This window comes from Proteus mirabilis ATCC 29906, from assembly GCF_000160755.1.
Classification (GTDB): Bacteria; Pseudomonadota; Gammaproteobacteria; order Enterobacterales; family Enterobacteriaceae; genus Proteus; species Proteus mirabilis.
Genome location: NZ_GG668579.1, coordinates 189,029 through 203,862 on the forward strand (window position 1 = coordinate 189,029; position 14,834 = coordinate 203,862).

The window sequence follows — 14,834 nt, forward strand, 5'->3', positions numbered from 1 at the left end:
TCTTAAAAAAGTAACATAAAAGTCACAAATGAGATCTAAATCACACTAAAAAGCAAAAAACGCACTTAATGGATAAAGTTTATTTGGAAAAGTGGTTAGCAGTTTAATAAAAAACGGTAATACGAATGGCAGAATAATTACTAATTTACTTAAAACTAGGCATCATCTGTTAACTGAAATAATTGTAGACTATTTAGGTAAAGTTGGTTTGCAATAACCTCTGCTGACTCTTGACGCAATTCACAAAGAGAAGAAAAAACAGCGAGAATTCGCTCAGGGCGGTTAGGCTCGCCTTGAAAACCACTTACAGGCATATCAGGCGCATCCGTTTCTAATAACAAGCGCTCTAAGGGTAGAGAGGCAATTGCACGACGTGTTTTTTGTGCACGTGGATAAGTGATAGTGCCCCCTACTCCAATGAAATAGCCTTGTTGAACAAAACGTTCTGCTTGTTGCAAACTACCGGAAAAACCATGGATCACACCTTTACGAGGAACTGAATAACGGCGCAAAATAGCACTTAGGTTATCATGAGTTTTACGTGAATGAAGGATCACTGGTAAATCAAATTCTATCGCCAATTTAAGTTGTGCTATTAAAAATTGTTGCTGTTTTTCCGGATGTGGATTTGTCATAGAGTTATCCAAACCCATCTCCCCCATTGCAACACAACGTGGCGTCGTTTTTAGGCGTGTTTTAAGTTCAATCAAGTGCTGCTCTGTATGCGCTTCAATATATAAAGGATGCAAACCTAGTGCACAATATAGTGCATTGTTATAACGAGACAATTCCGTTACCGCGTCCCAATTCCACTGAGCAACCGCAGGAATAATAATTTTTTTTACCTGAGCCTGTTGTGCTAAAGCAAGGCTATTCTCAAGGTCGTGATAAAAGACGGGAAAATCAAAATGACAATGCGTATCAATAAATCGACTCATTCTTGAACACTCCTTACTTCAGGGTGCACACTCCGAGTTCCTTTTTGAATGATTTCGGCATCTTCCGCTTTATCTGCTTTTGCTTCATTTTCAAATAGGCTAAATATTTTTTTATCGTGTTGCTGAAATTTTTTCTTAGAGAAGTGTTGACCAATAGTGGCTAGAAAATAGCGCCCACAGCGTCTACCAACATGATAATCATGATTTAATGCACTTAAACGGCTTCCTAATGCACTAGATTGTAGTGTTGTTGGTGGATATATTTCAATGATAACGGCATCTTCAGGTGGAGATTGGATAAATCTTAGTGTGTCAGTATAAGTTTCAATATGGACTTGAGCCATATTGAGAAAGCGTTGAAAACGGCCATTCTCAAACCATTTTCCCATTTTATCCACCCACTCGGTGGTATATTGATATTCAGACGGTACTGTTCGTATAACGACAATTGTACGACAACCACGACGATAAGCCTCTTTTACCGGGATCGCATCACTAATACCGCCATCATGGTAAACAACATCTTGAAATAAAACACCATTGCGATAAAACGCGGGGATCGCACTGGAGGCTTTCACAATATCAAGCCATGTGCTTTTTTCTGGTTGAAAATAATTTGCCTTAAAATTGTCGGAGCGACTTGCCACCATATAAAACTCGCGACCACTATCGAAACGACGTAATGCTTTAGGCATATTTAAAGGCATTTCTTTCGAAGTGGTTTCTATATACCAGTCAAGATCGAGTAAATTTCCCCCACGAACAAAACGAATCGGATTAAAGAATTGGTTATTGGTGGTATAACGGTTAATGACTCTGCGGGCGTAACCCCTTTGTCCACAAGCAAAAGCAGATAAGTTTTGCGCCCCCGCGGATACCCCTAGGAGTAGATCAAAAGGATCAAATTGAGAGCGCATAAATTCATCAAGAACACCAGCAGTAAAGATGCCTCGCTGTCCACCGCCTTCGCAAACTAATGCAACTTTGCCTTGTGGTAAGGATGATTGAAATTCAAGTGCAGTAATATTATTTAATGTAACCGGTATATACTTCCCCATAGAGTCTCCTTAATACAACCTTATAAGGATACTCGCACCTGTTTTCAAGGTCATTCTTTTTAATCACTAATTAAAATAAATTAAGTCGCTATTAAGTTAGCCTTGAATATTCACTGATGATTCAACGCTTTTTACACCATCAATTTTTTCAATGATCTGAATGATTTGTTTTTCCTGCTCTGCATTTTTAACAAAGCCGGCAACTGTGACATGACCAAATTCAGTACGAATTGAAAGTGATCCACTGTCAATGGAGGGGTTAGGTAATAGTGTTTCTTCGATTTTTTTCGATATTGCCGTATCGCTTAATTCATTGTTAACATTACTGGTAGTTTTATCAATTTCGTTATACCACGATGTCTCCGCAATAGTTGCTGTACTTATCATTGTCACTGTCATACCCGTGACGAGCGCTAATACTAATTTTATTTTTTGTTGATTCATTGCTTCCCCCTGCTCATAAATTAATCATGACAGGAAATGTGTGTATTTTTTATCAAATTATTAACAAGTACTTCAGTTACACTACTAAGTTATGAGTAGCAAATAAAGTAATAAATAGTAAATAAAGATAACTTTTTGTAATTTTAATCTGAAAAATAGCCATTTATATGTAAAAAGTTTTTATTTTATTTATACAATGAGTATAAAAATATCATTATTAGGATAGCAGAGAATAGAAAGAGTAATAGCTGATTAAAGGGTAGTTTTTATTAGAATATCGACGGAATATAAATAGTATAGATAAGATTATTGAGTAAATCTAAACAGATACTGGGGTTGATTTTACAATACATCATTGTGAAAAAAGCCATAAAAATATGGCTTTTTATATGATTTATAACAGAAAATTAGTGTTCACGCGTTTGATGGAACTCAATATCAGGATAGCGTTCACGGGTTAAATTTAAGTTAACCATCGTTGGTGCAATATAAGTTAAGTTATCACCACCATCTAATGCCAGATGTTGCTCATTTTTACGCTTAAATTCTTCGAGTTTCTTTTCGTTACTACATTCAACCCAACGAGCCGTCGATACATTCACTGATTCATAAATGGCTTCAACGTTATACTCACCTTTTAAGCGTGCAACCACGACATCAAACTGTAGCACCCCAACTGCGCCAACAATTAAATCATTATTAGCTAGGGGTCTAAACACCTGTACCGCACCTTCTTCAGATAATTGCACCAGACCTTTTAACAATTGTTTTTGTTTTAGCGGATCACGTAGACGAATACGGCGGAATAATTCCGGAGCGAAGTTAGGAATACCGGTGAATTTTAACATTTCACCTTGAGTAAAAGTATCACCAATTTGAATGGTACCGTGATTATGCAGGCCAATAATATCACCAGGATAAGCATGCTCAACATGAGAACGATCCCCTGCCATAAAGGTCAATGCATCTGAAATCACCACATCTTTTTTCGTACGTACTTGGTGCAGTTTCATCCCTTTATCATACATGCCTGACACCACCCGTAAAAAAGCAACACGGTCGCGGTGTTTGGGATCCATATTAGCTTGAATTTTAAAGACAAAACCCGTGAATGTCTCTTCAGCCGCTGTCACTTCTCGCATATCAGTTTGACGAGGCATTGGCGCTGGCGCCCACTTCACCAAACCATCAAGCATGTGATTAACACCAAAGTTACCTAATGCGGTACCAAAGAAAACCGGAGTCAATTCACCCGCTAAGAAAGCTTCATGATCAAACTCATGTGATGCACCTAACACCAACTCTAGCTCATCACGTAATTGAACGGCTAAATCATCACCAATCGCTTCATCTAACTCAGGATTATCCAACCCTTTGATCACTCGTGAGTTTTGGATAGTATGACCTTGGCCTGTTTGATAAAGATAGGTTTCATCTCTTAAGATATGGTAAACCCCTTTAAACAGTTTTCCACAGCCAATCGGCCAAGTAACAGGACTACAGGCAATTTTTAGCTCAGTTTCAACTTCGTCCATTAATTCCATCGGATCACGAATATCACGATCCAATTTATTCATAAAGGTCAAAATTGGCGTATCACGTAATCGAGTCACTTCCATTAATTTACGGGTACGATCTTCGACCCCTTTTGAAGAGTCAATGACCATTAAACAACAGTCAACGGCAGTTAAAGTACGATACGTATCTTCAGAGAAGTCTTCATGCCCTGGGGTATCAAGTAAGTTAACTAGACAATCAGCGTAAGGAAACTGCATAACAGAAGTGGTAATGGAGATACCACGTTGTTTTTCCATTTCCATCCAGTCTGATTTAGCATGCTGATTTGAGCCACGCCCTTTTACTGTTCCTGCACGTTGGATAGCTTGTCCGAATAACAACACTTTTTCAGTGATGGTTGTTTTACCCGCATCGGGGTGGGAAATAATGGCAAAAGTTCTACGACGAGCAACTTCTTGCTGAAAAATAGGATTAGACATCAATAGTGATCTTCTAGTTGATAAACAAGTGAATGCACTGCACTGAGATATTTCTATAACGACTTATTAAAGTGACTATAAAGCACATTCACCCGTAAGTTAATCTTAGTTGGCGCTTATTTTCGCCTATCTTGGCTTTATAAACAATCAATGGTTATCTATTTATTCTCAGCATTGTGCCAATGCTCTGTTGTCGTTGTTTGCAATCGTTGTTTTTTTAGCTGATGAACAACCGAGGCTAGGCCACAAATTTCTTTGCTACAAAAAATCGATAATAGCTTATCGTGCCACACCAATGATGGTGCCGTTGTCGTTGATCGCTGTTGCTGAATATTGGGAGTCCAGAGGCTTTAGGTATTTCTGTTCATCGTCAATGACTAACTGCTTAAAGGTTGCTTCTTTCGAATCATCCAAACGCGCAACAACCAATAAATTTGAAGAATAAGATAACTCAGGATCAACAACGATCACAGCCCCCTCGGGTATGATTTTTTTCCGCTTGGATTTTCCATACTGTCGCCTTTTACGCGAAGTGCGAAACCACCCTCATGCTTTCCCTGTGACTTCACGCCACTCTTCAGCATCTTCATAGGCAAATTCCTTCGCTATTTCAGTCCAATCACCGGCCTGAACCCAGTTAATGAGAGGAATTCTTCCCTTGATATCAGGCACGACTTCTACATTACCGACTCCCAAGTCAATCTCGACGTCAAAGCAATGACATTTCGTTGATCAATGGCCTTTTTCCACAAAAAAACGTCACTGATTAAGAACCTTAGAATAAAGGGCATCAATGAAAATACTACACTGCTCTTTCATTTTCCTATTAAAATCAATATAAGTATCTTCAGGAATTTTTAGAAAAAGCACATGGAACGGTATCTCTTGCCCTTGCTGGTGAATAATATCTGAAATCACCCCCTGTGTTTTTTCAAGGTTAAGTGAAGCCCATCGTTCTTCTGATATAGGGTAAATAAATCCACACCCCTTGATTGCGGCAATATTTCCATACTGCCCTATGTAAGTATGTAGCTGAAAAAGATCTTCACGCTTCACCCCAAATTGTGAATCAAATGCTTTATACTTCACATCAAATACGAATAATCTCTCATCGATTTCTATAACAAGATCAGGTTCAAGTTTTCTCATATAACCGCTGAGCGCACCAGATGCTATTTCCTGACATAGCTCGAACTTACCTAGCAGGCGTAACCCATCTCGCTTGATGAGCTTACGAATGAAATATTCAAACAACATCGAAATATCGAAAAAGAAAGCACTCGAATCCTGCTGCGAATCAAAATCAGAGCCCTTCCGGCCAATAACTTGCTTAGATAAGTCAATGAGCACGTTATAATCATTGTAGAAAGGATTGGTGAAATGAGAAGTCCTCAAAATTTCTTGCTGTGACCTTTTTATCCCCTGATTGGCAGTCAGAAATGCGCTATAGATATTTCGTGTTTGGTGACAAAATGAGTAATGTGCAACTGCTTCATAAGCTTTTATAAAAAGTGAAGTTGCAGGGCTATCGTAGCTGTGCTCTCGGTACGAGCATAAATATTTTCCAGATGATTTATTCTGAAAATAATCTGTAGCATTTATAGTTCCCCTTACGCGGGAAATACGATCATTTCTTGTAATATAAGTCTTTGGCAAGCCCAAGCGGTAGGCTCTCTTAAACTTAATGTTCCATAGATATGCTAAAAGCCATTCGTAACCGTCTGCGTGACTTTCTCCTCCAATGTTTTCTAATTCGAGAAATCCATCGGCATCTGCAATGATGTATTGAAGGAAAGCATCACCAAAACGTGAGCTGATCTTCAGAGAGTAATCTCCTCGCTTAACAAATCCGATTAAATTGCCCGTGTCGAGATTAAAATTTCTGGCATCCGTACCAGAGACATCGATGAAACCGCCATCTGTATTGTGTTCGTAATCTTCATCATTGAAGAGTATTAAAGCATCGGAAATATTATCATTCAGCGTTTTTTCGACATCACGAGATACCGAATTCAAAAAGTGCCAAATTGCAGACTCGTCGTTATGAGGATAGGTCCACTGCCCTTTTGATTTGGTTCTAAGGGTTATCGACTTTCCTAAACGTCTATTTTTCAAAATGCCTTCGCTGACAAAATAGGACTGGTTATCGACCAGTGTGCCGTTCTTAATGATATCGAAAAGCCACACTGTTTAAACCCCAAACGCCTTTCCGAAGGAGCTAATCAGTTCAGTCTCCTTACCCGTTCCACGAAGATACTCCTGTAATAACGGACGAATACAATCATCCCATACACGCTCTCGTACCTCCGAAACTGTAAGGCTGGTTGCATACTTCAAATCCATCAAATAGGCATGACCAATTTGGTAATCATTACCAAGCAAAGGCTCTTTAGCTATCAATTCATTCAAGCGTTCAAGGTTATCCACCAGGGGCAGCCAAGCTTTGCAAAATTGGTTCAAATGGTATTTCAATAGCGCCATATCAGGCACCACTTCTTCCCAACGGAATCTTCGACGTAAAGCGAAGTCAAAACTTTCGACACTTCTGTCTATCGTGTTCATCGTTCCAATAAGATAGATGTTTGTTGGAATGAAGAACAAATACCCTTTAGCGTCCTTAAGCATACCAGTATGTTCATTGTTCAGATTGGCATATTGGGTTTTAACGCAACCTCTAGTGCCTCGGTATTCCAGACAGTACATTAACTCACCAAAAACGCGAGACAACTCAGCCCGGTTTACCTCATCAATTATAAAGAAAAATGGTGGTACTGCTTCCGATACAAGCTTGGATGTATCTGATATTTCGAAAACATCCCGCCAATGCTCACCTGATAACTTTTCTCTAAACGGGAGAAGTTCCTTGATAGTAAGAGACTCCCACTTCTGAGCAAGTCCAAGCCCATATACATCGATTTCCCACTTACCAGCGCTTCGACAAAACTCTTTAAAAACACCATTTTGCAACCTTAATTGGGAGTTCCCATCACTGCCCAAAACCGGACGTAGCCCTTCCATAAAGTCTTCATAGCTGAAAGAAGGATGAAATTGAACCAACTCAATCTGACTTGCATGTGTGAGACGGCTATTGGAAGTAAATTCCTCTTTCCAGATGTCAAACATGAGCGAAGTTTGCAGGCGTGCTTGATAAGTTTTCCCTGTCCCCGGTGCCCCGTATTTAATAATCTGCTTCTTTAAACTGAATGGGTTTGACAAATTCTCGTAAAGCACCCAAACAAACTGACTAAGATAAAACTCATCAGTTTTACCTTCCCGAAGCTCATTATCAAACTCGCTTTTGATGCTTTTTAATAGAAAAATGTTTTTAGCAAACCAACTTTGATTTTCTTCTGTTGGGTATACTGGAATTATTCCTTCGCGTATAAGCCAATTAAAAACCTGATTGAATTTACCGGAGTCAACCGTTGTGGAGACTTCGAGTGTACAAGCTGCAGCCACTCGATTAACGAGAACAGGGTTGTTAGATTTACCTTGGTTAGACCACGTATCAGAAAAAATCGTGAAGTTTTCACTGTTTGGAATCAATATAAATTTTTCTAATGCGGATATGAAATTCTTGTTTTTAATGAATGACTGGAAATTGTCATTGCTCAACACAGACTGTCCGCGAGAAGCGATACCGTTGCTCTTCTCATAGATTAACTGCTTCAGAAAAGCTTCATCATTTTGAGACAAGCCTTCTCCAGATGTGATTCGCTCACGAATTTGAGCGACCTGACTGTAAAAGTCACGATAGGCTTTGTGCCATCCATTGACTTCATGTTTCCTGTTCTCAATAAGATATTTATATAGGTTTTTCAGTCTACTTTTCATTTATTCCCTTGTTACTGGATTATCGGACACACATCTTGATTTCATTTTGAGATTTTTTGAGAGACTTATTTAGTCTGAAAACAGTAACCAAAGTCTTCATTGCTCCTGACTGAACGACTACAAAATGCAAATCACTGTTACTGTGCAGCCAAATATCAGCTTTGTTACTATATTTTTGGTTCTTATGAAGAGCTACCTTTTCAGGCAAAATTGCTTTTGTCAATGATGAGCTAAATAACCTTGAAGCCAAAGCCTTCCAAGGATGCTTGGGCACTCTGTCAGAAAACCATTCAACAAACCTTTCCTGTTCATGACTAGTCACCACGACAGGTCCAATATTTGGCACATTGATGACTTCATCGATTTCTCTCACGGTAGCATTATCGACACTGTATTCCTCGAAGGGATATGAGAGCCAATCGTCACGCTTTTCTACTGAGAGTTGTGCTTCCTTGTGTCAATGATCTTCAAAAATCCACCGCGATGATCATTGACACCATAAGGTAAAAGAGTTTTAAGAGACTGCTTATATGACTCTTTCACTGTTTCGCGCTGGGAATGACTAACCATTGCGTTCCTCCTTTCTCTAGTTTATCTTTTTAGGATTTTACGGCGAAATTCGCCGTGTAATTGATATTTTTTAAACTAATTCAACTAAAACTGAGAAAGCTTACCTAATTCGATATGCGAGTAACATCTGTGATGCTTTGATGCGTTTTTTTTGTTAGGACCAATCCAGCTATTAACTCAGTAATAAAATATCAGGCCCCATCCGCAGAGGTACTTGTTGGCTCAACTTGATGGGATTCACTTATAGATACCAGTAGCGATTTTCTAGTTTAGAAACAAATAAATGTACAATACTAATGTATTTTCCTATCTTAATAGGCTTTTTATAAACTAACGATAAATTTAAGAACTAAAGTAAACATGCGTTTTACTTATTTTAACGCCCTTCATATTGTCTTTATTATTCTCACAATATGTTTTACTAAATAACCCCTGTAACTAAAGTAAAATTATTTACCAAAATATCCATTAGGTAAAATTTAAATAAAAGAATAAAAGTCTACTCACTTCACATAAAATAAAAAAAGACGCCTAATAGAAGACGTCTTTAATTTAACTTAAATAAGTATTTAATTAGAATTTAATTGGATAAGCCATGATTATCGCATCTTCTTTTCCCGTTGCTGTTGGATAATAATTCTTACGTACAGATACTGAATTAAATCCTATAGATTCATAGAGATTAGATGCTTTTTGATTGGATTCTCTTACCTCAAGCCATAATGTAGCAATATCTTTTCTTTCAATATTATCAATAAGTTCTAATAACAATGCTTTTCCATAGCCTTTACCTTGATAATCAGGATGTATCGCGATATTAAAAAGCGTTGCTTCATCTAATATTAATTGCGTAATAGCAAAACCTACCATAATATTATCAATGCAAATTTTTAGATTAAAATAATGATCACCTTGGTTACTATAGAATGTTTCTTCGCTCCAAGGGAATGAATGACTTAGTTTTTCAATTTCCCATGCTAAAGGTAAATCAGCAGGGTTTAATGGGGAAATGGTCTTCATGTTGATAGATTTGTTTCCAAAGATCGCGTTTTGCATTGGCATCAAAATATAATTGATGTAATGAAGGGCTTCTCAGAGAAGTATATTGAGCAGGTAGAGTGATATCAGTACCTAATAGCCAACAGGCTGGTGTAAATGATCCTGTGAGCAGGCTCACATCCTCTGAGGTAATACAATAGATTTCACTTTTATCTATTCCCATAGTGCTAAAAATATCAGAGAAAAGCCCGTTATTTAGATCAACAACATCATCAGTAATGATAAGTAAACGAGTGGTATCCGGAAATTGCACAGAATGTTCGCCTTTTAATACAGCAGGCTTACGAAGTACCCATTGACGAATCCCAAGTTGGGCTAACATTCTGTCTTTACGGCTCATGATATTTACCTATCAAGTGTAGAACAACGGTACATAGTATCAGAGGGCATAAACTACGCCAATAAATAGCGTCAGTTTCTTTATATCTGATATCATGCGTTTTATGTTTTTTAAGGAGTAATAATCATAATGTCCTCATTGTCCCCTGCCAGCGAAGTTATTCTTCGTCATCTAGATCATTTCGCAGACAGGCACGTACTCATAGCAGGTGATCTTCAAGACACGCTAGCATCACAAATTCAGGCCAAAAGTGTTAGAGCCTATACAAATCAATATCACCAGTGGCTACCGCTACTCAAATCCATGGGTGATAATGCATTTTTTGGTTTAGCGGCAGATCAATCATTCGTAAAATATTGCGACACTTTGATTTATTTTTGGCCTAAGAATAAGAATGAAGCAACTTTTCAGTTACGTAGCTTATGTGCAAGTTTATCTGTCGATACTGAAATCTTCATCGTCGGCGAAAACCGTAGTGGTGTAAAAAGTGCTACGGAATTAATGAATGGTATAGCAAAGCTAAAAAAAATAGATTCAGCACGTCGTTGTAGCCTCTTTTTTGGTTCACTAACCTATCAAACACTCTTTGATCGAAATAACTGGTGGCAAACTTATCGTTATGACGATTTAACGGTGATGGCATTACCCGGTGTTTTCAGTCAAACCGCATTAGATGAAGGCAGCCGATTATTACTCTCTACATTTGATGATACAATGGTAGGTGACTTACTGGATATGGCCTGTGGTTGTGGAGTGATTGCCACTGTATTAGGCAAAAAAAACCCGATGTTAAAACTCACACTCTGTGACGTCAATGCAGCCGCTATTTCATCCAGTATTGCCACGTTAAATGTTAATGAATTAGAAGGACGGGTTATTGCAAGCAATGTCTATTCTGCGGTAGAAGAAACTTATGATTGGATAGTCTCTAATCCTCCTTTCCATGATGGCTTAGGTACCAGCTATCAAGCTGCAGAAGACATTATTCGTCTCGCGCCTAACTTTTTGAAAAAAGGCGGTAAACTGCGTATTGTTGCCAATGCTTTCTTACCTTATCAAGATATTCTTGATCACGTGTTTGGCTCTCATGAAGTGCTTGCATCAACAGGTAAATTCAAAGTTTACCAAGCAACCAAGAAATAGTAATCACCAGCACTATTATAAAAACCGCCAGTAATTGATTTTTCAACTACTGGTGGCCTTCGGTATTTACTTCCTTTTTATTATCAGCAGGTTATCGTGCCTTTATTTACGGTTATCTACCCATGATAGGTTAAAAAAAAGGTCATTAAGCTATAGGTGATCACAACGCCGGCGGGGATCATCACCCACATTTGTAATTTCTTATGAAATAACATAATGGTAGATAGCAACATAGAAATGACAAGAACCAATGTAAATGCTGCTGTTCCTGCAATAGAGTGGGTGATCACAGTAAATAACGAAGCAACGGCCAACATTTCCCATAAACTAATACGAGATGTCCAAGAAGAGACAGAGGAGATACGTGTTGATTTAGCCATGAGAGTCACCATTCGTTAATGATAATGATTTTCATTATTATATAACACATTGGTTAACTCAATGTCTATCAAGAAAAAAAAGTAGCCATACCCTTAATTTTAAAGAGGTTAAACAAAAAACGCTTTACCGCTGCCAACGATAAAGCATTTTAGAGTCATCAAATGATGATGTAAAATAAGTGATTAATCTTCTTTATTAAAATTAAGCACTAAATGAATATCTTCAGGCTCTCTTTCATAAAGCTCAGTATCAGGCACATCAATTAAACGACAGCCCATATGCTGATAAAAATTAACACTATTTTCAGAAGGCGTTGAGGATATATATAATCCGCTAGCCCCTTTTTGCTTCGCATATTCCACACAATAATCAAACAATATACGGGCTAATCCTTGCCCACGCTGCTGGTGGCTAATATGTAAGAAAGAGAGCTGTAACAAGGTGTTATCTTGGCCTCGCCACTGTGGATCAACACTGGCAGCAGCGACTAACTTGTCATCTTCAAAGACTCCCCAAAAAGGGGCACCGCGCTCAGCACTTTCAAGTAAAACAGGGGTATAATGTTCTGCCTCACCTTCAGGCCAGCCTTTCATATCAAAACGCTGTTCAGATAACACCAATTGCCCTTGTTGTAAAACATATAGCCTTTCAATCAGTTCTGTTCTATCAATTTCCCAAACGCGAGGGATTTCATTATGTGTTAATAGACGAATATTTTTTTTCATTGTTGAAGATTAACCTGTTCTGAAGAAGATCCGCTCCGCTCTAATGCGTGGTAAGCCACTGCACAGAATAAGGAGTTCAACCGTTTCATATCACCCAACAAACTGGTATGCAGCGAACTGGTTTCAATACTTTGCATATTATGCAAATGAAGACGTTCTACATGAGCAAACGAGTAACGTTGGTTGAGTAAACGGAATCGATGTTTTGCTCGGCGTAATTTACGCGCATGCTCCATATTGCCGGAAACAAACACCGACATCGCCAGATTCAGATTACTTTGCAGACGCTCAAGGAGTGTCTGTAATTCACGACGTCCTTCCTCCGATAAATTTAAGTGATGATCTAAACTTTTATTCACCACCTCACCAGACATACGCGCTATGATAGCGGAAGATTGTTGCAAATTCATCGCGGTATCAATAATTTCTGCCCAGCGACGAGAGTCTTCAGTACCAAGATCATGCTGCTGAATTTGTGCCATATACAATTTAATACTGCTATGGAGCAATTCCACTTCCTCTTCTAGCTGGCTAATCTCCCTTTTTTGCAGACGATCCCCTTCCATTAAGGCTTGAAAACGTTGCAACATCTGTTCAACCACATCCCCTAACCGTAATGTCTCTCTGACTGCATTAGCAATAGCTAAAGAGGGAGTATCAACGGCGGATGGATCTAAATAACGAGGTGCAACTTCTGTCCCAGTAACCGGTAATTCCGGCACTAATTTTTGACATAATTTCGCCATTGGCCCCACAAACGGCAACATCAACACACAGCGCACTAAGTTATAAATCACATGAAAATAGATAATCACTTCCGCAGGGGAAAAATCATATTGTTGGATTTTTGTCGCAATGATGGTGATCCACGGCAATACCAGCAAGGCGCCAATTAATTTAAAAAACAGACTTCCTATGACGACTTGACGTGAACTAATACTTTGACCACGGCTACTGATTAATGCCAACAATCCACTACCAATATTAGAACCAATAACAATACATAAACTAATATATAAAGGCATAAAGCCTGTTGCACTTAATGTTGCGGTAAGTAATACCGCCGCTAAGCTTGAATAACTAACCATCGCAAAAATAGCGCCGACCAGTAGTGCTAAAATCGTATCCCCGCTCAAAGAGGTAAAAATAGCTTGTACTGCACTGGCATGGGTTATCGGCTCAGCAGAAGTCACAATCAGTTGTAATGCTAAGATAATTAAACCAAGGCCTATTCCCACTCTACCCAGTTGCCCGATACGCTCTTTTTTACGACTTAAAAAAGTCATGACACCCAATAAAATCAGTAACGGTGATAACCACGAAAGATCGAATGTCAGCACCCGCGCCATTAGCGCTGTACCCACATCAGCCCCTAACATAATCACCAAAGCGGGTGTAATAGAAATAAGGCCTTGAGTGACGAACGAAATCACTAGCAATGCCGTAGCATTACTACTTTGTACTAAGGCAGTAACACCGACACCGGCAAGAAAAGCATTCGATTTTTTATTAATACTTTTACCTAAAATTCGGCGTAAATCAGAGCCGAACACACGCATAATACCGGTGCGAACAATATGTGTTCCCCAGACTAAAAGTGCCACGGATGAGAGTAAATGAAGCAGTGTTAGCATAGAAATTAGTCACCTTATTTTTTATCGTTGTTTATTGGCTCATTTCTCCTTCAATGCCATAAAAAAGAGAGAGATCCTACGCAGATAACCATATCTGAAAAATGATTTTTATAGATAACGCCCTAATCAAAACGACGTTATTAGGCAAAAAGATATTGCGACTTAAGTGCAATAATCAATGGAGAAGTTAAGAATAGTATAAGAATATCATTGTAAATTCTGTTAATTATAGCAAACAAAAAGTAACTTTCAAAATTAGACTGTAAATAACGTCTTGATTTATTATCGTTTTCTTATTTTTTGTAAAGAAATCATAGAAAAAAACGCGACTTGAGGGTATCTCTCTAAGTCGCGTGAAAATACAACAATTTTAGTAAGACAATTCAACTACATTTCAGACAGACTACAATTCAGTCACCTTATCAAGGTTATTTCAATCCCATCGCATCGCGCATAGTAAAGAAAAGATCTGTTTGGTCTGTTAACCCTACGACATTAGCAGCATGTGGACCATAAGCGGCAACGCGTAATTGCGCGCCTGTATGCTCTTGTGAATCCGTTTCTGAGTTACCATAATTCACCACCATGACAGCGCCATCTTTGGTAATCAATGCTTGTGTTAAGCCGCTTGATTTCACATCAGCTTCAATAATTTGACTAGAGTGAGCGTGATCTGCGGTCACTATAATAAGCGTATCACCATTTTGTTTA

Annotated in this window: 16 protein-coding genes; 1 reads left to right on the forward strand and 15 read right to left on the reverse strand. The window is 38.6% G+C overall.

Features of this window, described 5'->3' with window-relative positions; genetic code table 11:
- Nucleotides 1-155: 155 nt before the first annotated feature.
- The 11 genes from HMPREF0693_RS11805 to HMPREF0693_RS11850 form a co-directional block, all read right to left on the reverse strand.
- Nucleotides 156-938, reverse strand: a complete 783-nt coding sequence (locus tag HMPREF0693_RS11805; protein WP_004245642.1) for a metal-dependent hydrolase — start codon at nucleotides 936-938, stop codon at nucleotides 156-158.
- Nucleotides 935-1,996 (reverse strand): patatin-like phospholipase family protein, encoded by a 1,062-nt coding sequence (locus HMPREF0693_RS11810; protein WP_004245643.1) that lies wholly within the window; start codon nucleotides 1,994-1,996, stop codon nucleotides 935-937. The genes HMPREF0693_RS11805 and HMPREF0693_RS11810 overlap by 4 nt, the downstream gene beginning before the upstream one ends.
- A 96-nt stretch (nucleotides 1,997-2,092) precedes the next feature.
- Nucleotides 2,093-2,440, reverse strand: a complete 348-nt coding sequence (locus HMPREF0693_RS11815; RefSeq protein WP_004245644.1) for a BON domain-containing protein — start codon at nucleotides 2,438-2,440, stop codon at nucleotides 2,093-2,095.
- 407 nt (nucleotides 2,441-2,847) lie between these two features.
- Nucleotides 2,848-4,437, reverse strand: a complete 1,590-nt coding sequence (prfC, locus tag HMPREF0693_RS11820; RefSeq protein ID WP_004245645.1) for a peptide chain release factor 3 — start codon at nucleotides 4,435-4,437, stop codon at nucleotides 2,848-2,850.
- Between the two features lie 279 nt (nucleotides 4,438-4,716).
- On the reverse strand, nucleotides 4,717-4,926 hold the full coding sequence (locus HMPREF0693_RS19825; RefSeq protein WP_196560828.1) for a LexA family protein: 210 nt from the start codon (nucleotides 4,924-4,926) through the stop codon (nucleotides 4,717-4,719).
- 57 nt (nucleotides 4,927-4,983) lie between these two features.
- The gene (locus HMPREF0693_RS19830; RefSeq protein WP_004245648.1) at nucleotides 4,984-5,133 is read right to left on the reverse strand and encodes a hypothetical protein; all 150 of its coding nucleotides are present in this window, start codon (nucleotides 5,131-5,133) and stop codon (nucleotides 4,984-4,986) included.
- 63 nt (nucleotides 5,134-5,196) lie between these two features.
- Nucleotides 5,197-6,624 (reverse strand): 5-methylcytosine restriction system specificity protein McrC, encoded by a 1,428-nt coding sequence (locus tag HMPREF0693_RS11830; protein WP_004245649.1) that lies wholly within the window; start codon nucleotides 6,622-6,624, stop codon nucleotides 5,197-5,199.
- A gap of 3 nt (nucleotides 6,625-6,627) precedes the next feature.
- Entirely contained in the window at nucleotides 6,628-8,271 is a 1,644-nt protein-coding gene (locus tag HMPREF0693_RS11835; RefSeq protein ID WP_004245650.1) for an McrB family protein, read from the reverse strand.
- 19 nt (nucleotides 8,272-8,290) lie between these two features.
- Nucleotides 8,291-8,644, reverse strand: coding sequence for a hypothetical protein (locus HMPREF0693_RS11840; protein ID WP_004245651.1), 354 nt, complete (start codon nucleotides 8,642-8,644; stop codon nucleotides 8,291-8,293).
- 770 nt (nucleotides 8,645-9,414) lie between these two features.
- Entirely contained in the window at nucleotides 9,415-9,861 is a 447-nt protein-coding gene (rimI, locus tag HMPREF0693_RS11845) for a ribosomal protein S18-alanine N-acetyltransferase (protein ID WP_004245652.1), read from the reverse strand.
- Nucleotides 9,830-10,240, reverse strand: coding sequence for a DNA polymerase III subunit psi (locus tag HMPREF0693_RS11850; protein WP_004245653.1), 411 nt, complete (start codon nucleotides 10,238-10,240; stop codon nucleotides 9,830-9,832). Before HMPREF0693_RS11850 ends, rimI begins: the two co-directional genes overlap by 32 nt.
- 129 nt (nucleotides 10,241-10,369) lie before the next feature.
- Between HMPREF0693_RS11850 and rsmC the strand changes: the two genes are divergently transcribed.
- Complete coding sequence (rsmC, locus tag HMPREF0693_RS11855) at nucleotides 10,370-11,383, forward strand: 16S rRNA (guanine(1207)-N(2))-methyltransferase RsmC (protein ID WP_004245656.1); 1,014 nt, start codon at nucleotides 10,370-10,372, stop codon at nucleotides 11,381-11,383.
- A gap of 116 nt (nucleotides 11,384-11,499) precedes the next feature.
- On the opposite strand, the gene HMPREF0693_RS11860 is transcribed toward rsmC, so the two are convergent.
- The 4 genes from HMPREF0693_RS11860 to HMPREF0693_RS11875 form a co-directional block, all read right to left on the reverse strand.
- The gene (locus HMPREF0693_RS11860) at nucleotides 11,500-11,763 is read right to left on the reverse strand and encodes a DUF1435 family protein (protein WP_004245657.1); all 264 of its coding nucleotides are present in this window, start codon (nucleotides 11,761-11,763) and stop codon (nucleotides 11,500-11,502) included.
- A gap of 183 nt (nucleotides 11,764-11,946) precedes the next feature.
- A complete protein-coding gene (locus HMPREF0693_RS11865; RefSeq protein WP_004245658.1) occupies nucleotides 11,947-12,489 on the reverse strand; it encodes a GNAT family N-acetyltransferase in 543 nt (180 codons plus the stop codon).
- On the reverse strand, nucleotides 12,486-14,123 hold the full coding sequence (locus HMPREF0693_RS11870) for a Na/Pi cotransporter family protein (protein WP_004245660.1): 1,638 nt from the start codon (nucleotides 14,121-14,123) through the stop codon (nucleotides 12,486-12,488). Before HMPREF0693_RS11870 ends, HMPREF0693_RS11865 begins: the two co-directional genes overlap by 4 nt.
- Before the next feature lie 428 nt (nucleotides 14,124-14,551).
- Nucleotides 14,552-14,834, reverse strand: a 283-nt coding sequence (locus HMPREF0693_RS11875) for an alkaline phosphatase (RefSeq protein ID WP_004245661.1), incomplete at its 5' end; no start/stop codon positions are given.

Excerpts from the sequence above, each read along its gene's own strand:
- HMPREF0693_RS11805 (WP_004245642.1), bottom strand. The coding sequence starts at position 938 with ATGAGTCGATTTATTGATACGCATTGTCATTTTGATTTTCCCGTCTTT.
- HMPREF0693_RS11810 (WP_004245643.1), bottom strand. The coding sequence starts at position 1,996 with ATGGGGAAGTATATACCGGTTACATTAAATAATATTACTGCACTTGAA.
- HMPREF0693_RS11815 (WP_004245644.1), bottom strand. The coding sequence starts at position 2,440 with ATGAATCAACAAAAAATAAAATTAGTATTAGCGCTCGTCACGGGTATG.
- prfC (WP_004245645.1), bottom strand. The coding sequence starts at position 4,437 with ATGTCTAATCCTATTTTTCAGCAAGAAGTTGCTCGTCGTAGAACTTTT.
- HMPREF0693_RS11835 (WP_004245650.1), bottom strand. The coding sequence starts at position 8,271 with ATGAAAAGTAGACTGAAAAACCTATATAAATATCTTATTGAGAACAGG.
- rimI (WP_004245652.1), bottom strand. The coding sequence starts at position 9,861 with ATGAAGACCATTTCCCCATTAAACCCTGCTGATTTACCTTTAGCATGG.
- HMPREF0693_RS11850 (WP_004245653.1), bottom strand. The coding sequence starts at position 10,240 with ATGAGCCGTAAAGACAGAATGTTAGCCCAACTTGGGATTCGTCAATGG.
- rsmC (WP_004245656.1), top strand. The coding sequence starts at position 10,370 with ATGTCCTCATTGTCCCCTGCCAGCGAAGTTATTCTTCGTCATCTAGAT.
- HMPREF0693_RS11860 (WP_004245657.1), bottom strand. The coding sequence starts at position 11,763 with ATGGCTAAATCAACACGTATCTCCTCTGTCTCTTCTTGGACATCTCGT.
- HMPREF0693_RS11865 (WP_004245658.1), bottom strand. The coding sequence starts at position 12,489 with ATGAAAAAAAATATTCGTCTATTAACACATAATGAAATCCCTCGCGTT.
- HMPREF0693_RS11870 (WP_004245660.1), bottom strand. The coding sequence starts at position 14,123 with ATGCTAACACTGCTTCATTTACTCTCATCCGTGGCACTTTTAGTCTGG.